Source organism: Sinorhizobium fredii USDA 205 (assembly GCF_001461695.1).
In the GTDB taxonomy this organism is placed as follows: Bacteria; Pseudomonadota; Alphaproteobacteria; order Rhizobiales; family Rhizobiaceae; genus Sinorhizobium; species Sinorhizobium fredii.
This window is the reverse complement of sequence record NZ_AUTC01000176.1, coordinates 1-8,373: the sequence shown is the minus strand read 5'-3', so window position 1 is coordinate 8,373 and position 8,373 is coordinate 1. Positions and strand designations below refer to the sequence as shown.

Here is an 8,373-nt window from a genome sequence, read left to right as displayed (position 1 = left end):
CGGCCCTGTGTCTGGCCGCCGCTGCCGCCGTTTTCCACGACCGGGATGCCGGAAATACCGTGCGCCTTCATCAGGCTCAATGCGTCGGCGAGCGTCGCATCCGGCCCGATCGTCACCGGGTTGACGACCATGCCGCTTTCGAACTTCTTGACCTGGCGGACCTCTTCGGCCTGTTCGGCCGGCGTCAGGTTGCGGTGGATGACGCCGATGCCGCCGGCCTGGGCCATGGCGATCGCCAGGCGCGCCTCGGTGACCGTGTCCATGGCCGCCGAAAGGATCGGCAGGTTGAGATCGATGTCCTGGGCGATGCGGGTCGCGATGTTCGTCTGGCCCGGCATCACTTCGGAATGTCCCGGCTGGAGCAAGACGTCGTCGAAGGTCAAAGCCTCCAGACCGGTTGCCGTTTCGATGATGCGCGCCATGGCCAATTCCTCTTCGAATATACGAAAATCCCCGGGGACGATCAGGATTTGTCCACCGGGTGACTTCAAAGCTTGTCTTGGAAGTTGGCGAGGGCTCGTAACACGGATATGTCAGAATGAAAATAGTTAAGGCCCGGAATTCTCCCGGGCCCCGCAAATTTGTTGCTGCAGTGCAACAAGATCCTGAAATCAGATGTCGAACTGGTAGGTCACCGGCACGAAGCGGTAGCCCTGGTCCTGCCGCTCGACGAAGCCGACGGCCGGGAACGGCATGTGATAGCCGATGAAGGGCAGCCGATCGGTTGCGATCATGTCGAAGACCTTTCGCCGTGTCGCGCCGGCGGCAGCCTTGTCCATGTCGAAGCGGACCTCCCAATCCGGCCGCTGCAGCGACAGGACGTAGTGGTTGGCGGTATCCGCGGTCAGCATCAGCGCCTTGCCCTCGGATTCGAGTCGGTAGATCATATGCCCCGGGGAATGGCCGAAAGCGGCGATGGCGTTGATCCCCGGCACCACCTCGGCACCGTCGGCGATGAAAGTGGTCTTTTCCGCCAGCGGCACGACCTTCTGCAGCACCGCCTTGTGGCCGTTCTCGGCCGGCGTGCCGACGCGGGCCGCATCCTTCCAGAAGTCGAACTCCACCTGTCCGGTCACATAGCGGGCGTTCGGGAAGGCCGGCGTGCCGCCCTCCATGAGGCCGCCGATATGATCGCCGTGCATATGGGTGATGACGACGACCGAAACCTGCTCGGGCGCATAGCCGGCGGCGCGAATACCGTCAGCAAGTTTTCCGGTCCCCGCCTCCCGGCCGCCTTCGCCGAGCCCGGTGTCGAACAACACGATCTCCGATCCGGTATCGACCAGGACCGGCGAAAAGCCGTTGATGAAACCGGTGGTCGGCAGGAAATTCTGTTCGAGCAGCGCAGAGACGGCTTCCACAGGCTGATTGGTGCCATAGGTCTCGTGCGGATTGTCCGAGGCGCGCGTCCCATCGCTGATCACCGTCACCTTGAAGGTACCGAGCTTGAGGGACTTGAAAGCCGCATCCTTCGTCATGGCGTCCTTTTCTGCGCTTTCCTGAGCATTCGCAATTCCGGTCAAGAGGCCCGGCGCCGCCAAGGCAGCCACCCCTGCCCCGAACAAGGTTCGGCGCTTCAGACTCTGTGTGATCATTGATCGCTCCTGTTGACTGGCGCCGCCCCTACTGTCGTGCGCCGACAGGCAAGAAGTAGCGGCCTTGACAGAAAAGGTCAGCCAGATCACAGGCTTTTGATCTGCAATCGCCGGTTTTGCCCCGACAAAGCCACCGGAACCGTCTACCGGACGCCGACCCCGCATCCAGAGCCTCTCATGAATCGCATCGTCCCGATGATCCTCGCCGTCGCTCTCTTCATGGAGCAGATGGATTCCACCGTCATCTCGACGTCGCTGCCGGCAATCGCCCGTGACATCGGCGTCGGGCCGATCACGCTGAAACTGGCGCTCACCGCCTACATGGTGGCGCTCGCCATCTTCATTCCGCTGAGCGGCTGGATGGCGGACCGCTTCGGTGCCAAGCGCATCTTCCGGGCGGCGATCCTTGTCTTCATCGCCGGGTCGGTCTTCTGCGCCGTCGCAGACAGCCTCGTCGCCTTCGTGCTGTCGCGCTTCCTGCAGGGCATGGGCGGCGCGATGATGACGCCGGTGGCGCGCCTCGTCCTGGTGCGCGGCACGCCGCGCAGCGAACTCGTCTCGGCCATGGCGCTGCTCACCATCCCTGCCCTTGTCGGCCCGCTGGCGGGCCCGCCGCTCGGCGGCTTCATCACCACCTATTTCTCCTGGCACTGGATCTTCCTGATCAATGTGCCAGTCGGCATTGCCGGCTATGTGCTTTCGGGCATCTACCTGCCGGAGATGGAGCGACGTAACCCGCCGCCGGTCGATATCCTCGGCTTTCTGCTCGGCGGCATCGCCGCGTCGGGGATCGTCTTCGGCCTTTCCGTCATCAGCCTGCCGGCCCTGCCGCCGGCGGTCGGCATCGCCTCCATCTCGGCCGGCGTCGCTGCGACCTTCCTTTACATCTTCCACGCCCGTCGCCATCCGGCACCGGTGCTCGACCTCCGGCTGTTTCGCGACAGCGCCTTCCGCGACGCCTCGATCGGCGGCACGATCTTCCGCATTTCCGTCGGCGCCGTGCCGTTCCTGATGCCGCTGATGCTGCAGATCGGTTTCGGCCTCAATCCGTTCCAGTCAGGGCTGATCACCTTCATCGGCGCCGTCGGCGCCATCACCACCAAGTTCCTTGCCCGCCGCGTGCTCGCCTTTGCCGGCTTCCGCACGACGCTGATCGTTGCCGCTGTCATCGCCGCCGCCACCACCTTCACCAACGGCTTCTTCACACCGGCGACGCCTTACCTCGTCATGATCTCGATCCTGCTTGTCGCCGGCTTCGCCCGCTCCTTCTTCTTCACCAGCGTCAACGCGCTTTCCTTCGCCGATATCGACGACGCGGACGCCAGCAAGGCGACTTCGATGAGCGCCGTCCTGCAGCAGATCAGTCTTGCCTTGGGTGTGGCAGTGGCGGGCGCGATCCTCGAAATCCAAACGTCGATCAGCGACGGGCCGCTGGCGCTCAAGGATTTCCACATCGCCTTCATGATCATCGCGGTCGCCAACCTCCTGGCGGCGATCCCCTTCCTGACCATGGCGAAGAATGCCGGCGCTTCCGTATCCGGCCATCGAAAGGCGCTCAGGGAAGCCGAGGCGGCGGCCGGCAAGTAGGACTGTTGACGCAGAGCTATTCCGGGCGCTCGCAGACGGCGGCGATCTTGTTGCCATCGAGATCGCGGACCCAGGCGCCATAAAAATTCGCGTGGAACGGCCGCAGCCCCGGCGCGCCCTCGTCGGTGCCGCCGGCAGCCAGCGCCGCCGCATGGAAGGCATCGACGGCGCCCCGCGTCTCGGCCACGAGCGCGATGCTCACGCCGTTGCCATAGGTGGCAGGCGCGCGGTTGAACGGGGTGACCACCCAGAAGCGGACGCGCACATCGCCATCGGCGCCGTAGCCGATCTCGGTTTCGTCCTGCCGCTGGCGGCGATAGCCAAGGGCCGGAAGCACGGCATCATAAAAGGCGCCGGCGCGCTTCAGGTCGTTGGTGCCGACCGTCACGTAAAGCAACATGCCTATTCCGCCGCCTCTTCTTCGGTTTCCGTCTCCGTGCCGGCCTTCTGGCGCCCCTTGAACCCCTTGGCGAGCAGGAACATCTCGACCGATTCGGCGCGCGACGAGGCCGGCTTCACGTGGATGACCTGCCGGAAATTTTGCTTCAGCATGTTGAGAAGGTCGCGCTCCGTGCCGCCCTGGAAGGTCTTGGCGAGGAAGTGCCCGCCCTCGGCCAGCACGTCGACGGCGAAATGCGCCGCCACCTCGCAGAGATGCATGGTGCGCAGATGATCGGTCTGCCGGTGGCCGGTGGTCGGCGCCGCCATGTCGGACAGGACGAGGTCCGGGGTGCCGCCGATCGCTTCCTTCAGCTTTTCCGGCGCCTGCGGATCGAGGAAATCCATCTGCAGGAAGCGGACGCCCGGGATCGGGTCCATTTCGAGAAAGTCGATCGCCGCGACGCGCGGGTCAGCATCGGTCGAATTCGTCACCTTGGCGGCGATCTGCGACCAGCTGCCGGGTGCCGCACCGAGATCGATGATGCGCCGGGCGCCGGACAGGATCTTGTGCTTCTCGTCGATCTCCAGAAGCTTGAAGGCCGCCCGGGCGCGATAGCCTTCGAGCTGGGCGCGCTGCACATAAGGGTCGTTGATGTGCCGCTCCAGCCAGCGGCGTGACGATGCCTTGAGCTTGCCCTTCTTGATCTTCTGGCCAAGCTTGCGGCCGCTGCGGTTGCCGCCGATCGGGGATTTCGTCATGCCTTATTCCCTTCGTGGGACCGCTGCCGCTCGTCGCCGGCCTGGGCGGGGCCGCGCTGGTGACGGCGCGGCCGTCCCCGCCGCCAGGCTCCGTCGTCGGCCATCATGTCGGTGAGCAGGCCCTCGCGAAGCCCGCGGTCGGCGACGCGCATCCGCGTCGACGGCCAGCGGCGGCGGATCGCCTCGAGGATCGCGCAGCCGGCGAGCACTAGATCGGCGCGGTCCGGGCCGATGCAGGGATTGGCGGCGCGCGCGGCGAAATCCCAGGAGAGCAGGCGCGCCTGCATGGCCGAGACCTCGTCGTCGGAGAGCCAGAGACCGTCCACCCGGCGCCGGTCGTAGCGCGGCAGGTCGAGATGGACGCCGGCAAGCGTCGTCACGGTGCCCGACGTGCCGATCAGATGGAAGCCGCTGCCGGAAGCGCTTTCCAACGCTTCGACCGATGGACCGTCGAAGCGGTCCAGCATGCCTTCGACCTCGCGCACCATCGTCTCGAAGCTCTGCGGCGTGACGTGCTCGCCGCCATGGCGTTCGGAAAGCGTGACGACACCGACCGGCAGCGAGGTCCAATGGGTGATGTGGTTGGCGAGCCGGCTCGAGCGGTTGTCGCCGATGCGGATCACGGCGATTTCCGACGAGCCGCCGCCGATGTCGAAGAGCACCACCGACTTGGTCTCGCGGTCGACGAGCGACGAGCAGCCGGAAACGGCAAGCCGCGCCTCGGTCTCGCGGTCGATGATTTCGAGATCGAGCCCGGTCTCCTCGGCGACGCGCTTCATGAAGATTGCGCCATTTTCGGCGGCGCGCGCCGCCTCGGTGGCGATCAGCCGGCGGCGGCGGATCGAGCGGGTGTTGAGCTTGCCGGCGCAGATCTTCAGCGCCTCGACGGAGCGCTCCATCGCATCGTCGGAAAGCCTGCCGCTGGCGCCGAGGCCCTCGCCAAGCCGGACAATCCGCGAGAAGGCGTCGACGACGCGGAACTGCCCCGGCCGGGTCGGCTGGGCGACCAGCAGCCGGCAATTGTTGGTGCCGAGGTCGAGCGCCGCATAGAGTGGCGCGGGCGGTTCGCTTGGCGCCACATGGGGCGCCCGCATATCGTCCTTGCGCGACGGCTGCGGCGCGGCGGACACCCCGCGCGGGCGCTGGCCGTCGGCGGGCCGTTCAACCGTAAGTGGCTTGTCGCCGGACGTCAGCGGTCGCCCTTGAAGCCCGCGCCGATGGCGCGCCTTCTTGCTGCGCTTCTGGCCCTTCTTGTCGGTGATCGATGTCTCATGGGCCGCGGCCGCGCCGGAAACGGCAGTGGGAGCCTGGCTCTGCGGCCTTGCGGCCTTCGAACGGCGGCGCCGCTTGCGCTTGCGCGCCGGCTCCGCCTCTTCCAGTGCTGCGGGACGCCCTGCTTCTCCGGGAAGCCCGGATCGGCTGGCAATTGCAGACGACGAACCGGACGGCCTGCGCCGCCTCCGCTTCCCCTTGCCGCCGCGCGGCACAAGCTTATGCGCCTCGCCACGACCTGCTGCCGACGCCCCGGATTCAGACGGCTTTGCGCCGTGTTCGGGGTCTTTCACTTGTCTCAACCATCGCGCCGCACGAAGCCTTGCGGCCGCTCAAGGCGCTCTCTCGATTTTGCGTTGGCGCGACTGTACCAGCGCCGCCCTTTTTCGCCAAACCTTTTTTAAGGCGCGGATTCGGCCCGCATTGCACGGCCCCCGCGGTCAGAAAATCAGCGCTCCGCATCCGCCTTGGCGAAACACATCGCACCGTCACCACAGCCCGGCCGCATTTTTTTGCCAAAGGGTATTTGCATCGGCGGTTCTTTTGTTTATAAGCCCGCCACACCGACGCGGGCGACCACACCGCCAGCGGGCCTTGGGGAATAGGTTAACGGTAGACCAGCGGACTCTGACTCCGTTAGTCCTGGTTCGAATCCAGGTTCCCCAGCCAATGTCTTCCTTCGGAAACTCAACCTCTAGCAACTGCCCTTCTCGTGTTCGTCGCGATCTGATGCCGCCTCGACATGCGGCAGACACCGCCTGCTATATCAATGCGTGCATCTCGTGACGACGTCTGCGAGCGGCACAAACACGACGTGACGGCAGACCAGCCCTCACGAGCGCATCAACACGGCCACACAAAAAGAGGTTTGTGCGACAAGCGCTGGGAGCCGACCAAATCCAGAGCCGAATAGACAGCGGAGCAAGACGCCGATAAAGTTGATGAGTGGGTGCTAGGAAGGCGCCATTGCACATGGCCAACGAATCCATCAGACGCCGGCTTGCCGCCATCTTGGCGGCTGACGTGGTCGGTTATAGCCGGCTTATGGAGCGGGACGAGAAAAGCACCCACACGCTGCTCATGGGGCGGTGGAAAGAGGTGCTGGAGCCGCTCGTCGCACTCCACCAGGGCCGTGTCTTCAAGAGGACTGGCGACGGCGTGCTTGTCGAGTTCGGCAGCGCCGTCAACGCTGTCGAATGCGCAGCGGCCCTTCAGCAGGCCATGGCGGCCGCGAACAGAGACATACCGGAAGACCAGGCCATCGTCCTCCGCGTCGGTGTCAACCTGGGCGACGTCATGGTCGAAGATAGCGATCTCTACGGCGATGGGGTCAATGTAGCTGCTCGAATCGAGGCGCTTGCCGAGCCTGGCGGCGTGGCGCTTTCCGATGGAATTCATGAATATATGCATGGTCGCACTGGCCTGGATTTCATCGACAGCGGTTACCACGAGGTGAAGAACATTGAACGTCCGGTGCATATCTGGACCTGGTCGCCGAACAACCGCACGAGCGTTCCCATCAAGACTGCCGCAGAATCCCCGCCGCAGCTTCCAAAGAAGCCGTCGATAGCCGTTCTGCCGTTTGACAACATGTCCGGTGACCCGGAGCAGGGCTACTTCGCCGATGGCATAACCGAGGACATCATCACCGATCTCTCAAAGGTTTCCGGCCTCTTCGTGATCGCACGGAATTCCTCTTTCGCCTACAAGGGCAAGACGCCGGACATCCGCAAGGTGAGCCGGGAACTCGGCGTCCGCTACGTCCTGGAAGGTAGCGTGCGCAGGGCAGCCGACCGAATCCGCATCAACGCCCAGATGATCGACGGCACCACCGGCGGACATTTATGGGCGGAGCGCTATGATCGCGGCCTTGAAGATATCTTCGCGGTTCAGGATGAAGTGACCCGCACCATCGTCAACGCGCTTAGAGTGAAGCTGACGACCGGAGAAGAGGAACGCCGCGAGGGCCGCGGCAAGGTGGATCCGGAAGCCTATGACCTGCTCGTCCGCGCCCGTCAGGCCATCCTACAGTTCAACTCCCAATCGTCCATGGAGGCACGCAGCATGCTGCAGCGGGCCATTGCGATCGATCCGGGGCTGGCAGCTGCCTATGCTTCGCTTTCGATCATCGCTTTGACCGATTTCATCAATCGGTGGAACGGCGCGACGCCTGAAGATCTCACACAGGCGTTCGATCTGGCCCAAAAGGCAATTGATACGGATGACACCGAGCCGCTAGGCCCTCACGCCCTCTCCCTTGCCCTTTCCTGGATGCGGCGTCTCGACGAGGCGGAGGTCGCCGCGCAGCGGGCGATCGAACTCGACCCCAATTTGGCCAGCGGCTATACCGCACTTGGCACGATCCGGGATTTCCAGGGGAGGCACGAGGACGCCCTGCCGCTGTACGCACAAGCCCACCGACTTGATCCGCAATTCGACCTGTCGCTGCATTTCCAAGGCAGGGCTCTATTGAGCCTCGGACGCTATGACGAGGCGGAGAGCGTCCTCAAGCGCCGGCTGACGCTTTCCCCACGATCGGACATGACGCGCTTTTATCTCGCCTGCCTTTACGGTCGCATCGGACGCCACGAAGAAGCGCGGCGCTACTGGCGGGAGGTATTGGAGGTCAATCCGGACTTTTCTGTCGATCACCTGCGACGGGCTTTACCTTACCGGAACCCCAATATGCTCGATCGGCTGGTGGACGGCCTCCGCGAGGCCGGAGTCTCCATCTAGAGCCTTTCCTGGTTAAATTGAAGCATTCTGCCGGAGCAGGTTT

7 protein-coding genes and 1 tRNA gene are annotated in these 8,373 nt (G+C 64.4%); 3 read left to right on the top strand and 5 right to left on the bottom strand.

Features of this window, described 5'->3' with window-relative positions; all coding sequences use genetic code 11:
- Both N181_RS25835 and N181_RS25830 read right to left on the bottom strand, forming a co-directional pair.
- The coding region (locus N181_RS25835; protein ID WP_155621624.1) for an IMP dehydrogenase at positions 1–422 on the bottom strand (422 nt) is incomplete at its 3' end.
- Between the two features lie 189 nt (positions 423–611).
- Positions 612–1,595, bottom strand: a complete 984-nt coding sequence (locus N181_RS25830) for an MBL fold metallo-hydrolase (RefSeq protein ID WP_037401180.1) — start codon at positions 1,593–1,595, stop codon at positions 612–614.
- Positions 1,596–1,772: 177 nt separating this feature from the next.
- Between N181_RS25830 and N181_RS25825 the strand changes: the two genes are divergently transcribed.
- Entirely contained in the window at positions 1,773–3,182 is a 1,410-nt protein-coding gene (locus N181_RS25825) for a DHA2 family efflux MFS transporter permease subunit (protein WP_037401177.1), read from the top strand.
- A 16-nt stretch (positions 3,183–3,198) separates the two neighbouring features.
- On the opposite strand, the gene N181_RS25820 is transcribed toward N181_RS25825, so the two are convergent.
- The 3 genes from N181_RS25820 to N181_RS25810 are packed head-to-tail and all read right to left on the bottom strand — an operon-like array spanning position 3,199 to position 5,887.
- Positions 3,199–3,582 (bottom strand): VOC family protein, encoded by a 384-nt coding sequence (locus N181_RS25820; RefSeq protein ID WP_014327457.1) that lies wholly within the window; start codon positions 3,580–3,582, stop codon positions 3,199–3,201.
- 2 nt (positions 3,583–3,584) lie between these two features.
- The gene (locus N181_RS25815; RefSeq protein WP_014327456.1) at positions 3,585–4,322 is read right to left on the bottom strand and encodes an RlmE family RNA methyltransferase; all 738 of its coding nucleotides are present in this window, start codon (positions 4,320–4,322) and stop codon (positions 3,585–3,587) included.
- Entirely contained in the window at positions 4,319–5,887 is a 1,569-nt protein-coding gene (locus N181_RS25810; RefSeq protein ID WP_037401174.1) for a Ppx/GppA phosphatase family protein, read from the bottom strand. Before N181_RS25810 ends, N181_RS25815 begins: the two co-directional genes overlap by 4 nt.
- A gap of 302 nt (positions 5,888–6,189) precedes the next feature.
- Between N181_RS25810 and N181_RS25805 the strand changes: the two genes are divergently transcribed.
- Positions 6,190–6,263 (top strand) — tRNA-Gln (locus N181_RS25805).
- Between the two features lie 303 nt (positions 6,264–6,566).
- Positions 6,567–8,330, top strand: coding sequence for an adenylate/guanylate cyclase domain-containing protein (locus N181_RS25800; protein WP_037395141.1), 1,764 nt, complete (start codon positions 6,567–6,569; stop codon positions 8,328–8,330).
- Positions 8,331–8,373 lie beyond the last annotated feature (43 nt).

Excerpts from the sequence above, each read along its gene's own strand:
- N181_RS25800 (WP_037395141.1), top strand. The coding sequence starts at position 6,567 with ATGGCCAACGAATCCATCAGACGCCGGCTTGCCGCCATCTTGGCGGCT.
- N181_RS25825 (WP_037401177.1), top strand. The coding sequence starts at position 1,773 with ATGAATCGCATCGTCCCGATGATCCTCGCCGTCGCTCTCTTCATGGAG.
- N181_RS25820 (WP_014327457.1), bottom strand. The coding sequence starts at position 3,582 with ATGTTGCTTTACGTGACGGTCGGCACCAACGACCTGAAGCGCGCCGGC.
- N181_RS25830 (WP_037401180.1), bottom strand. The coding sequence starts at position 1,595 with ATGATCACACAGAGTCTGAAGCGCCGAACCTTGTTCGGGGCAGGGGTG.
- N181_RS25815 (WP_014327456.1), bottom strand. The coding sequence starts at position 4,322 with ATGACGAAATCCCCGATCGGCGGCAACCGCAGCGGCCGCAAGCTTGGC.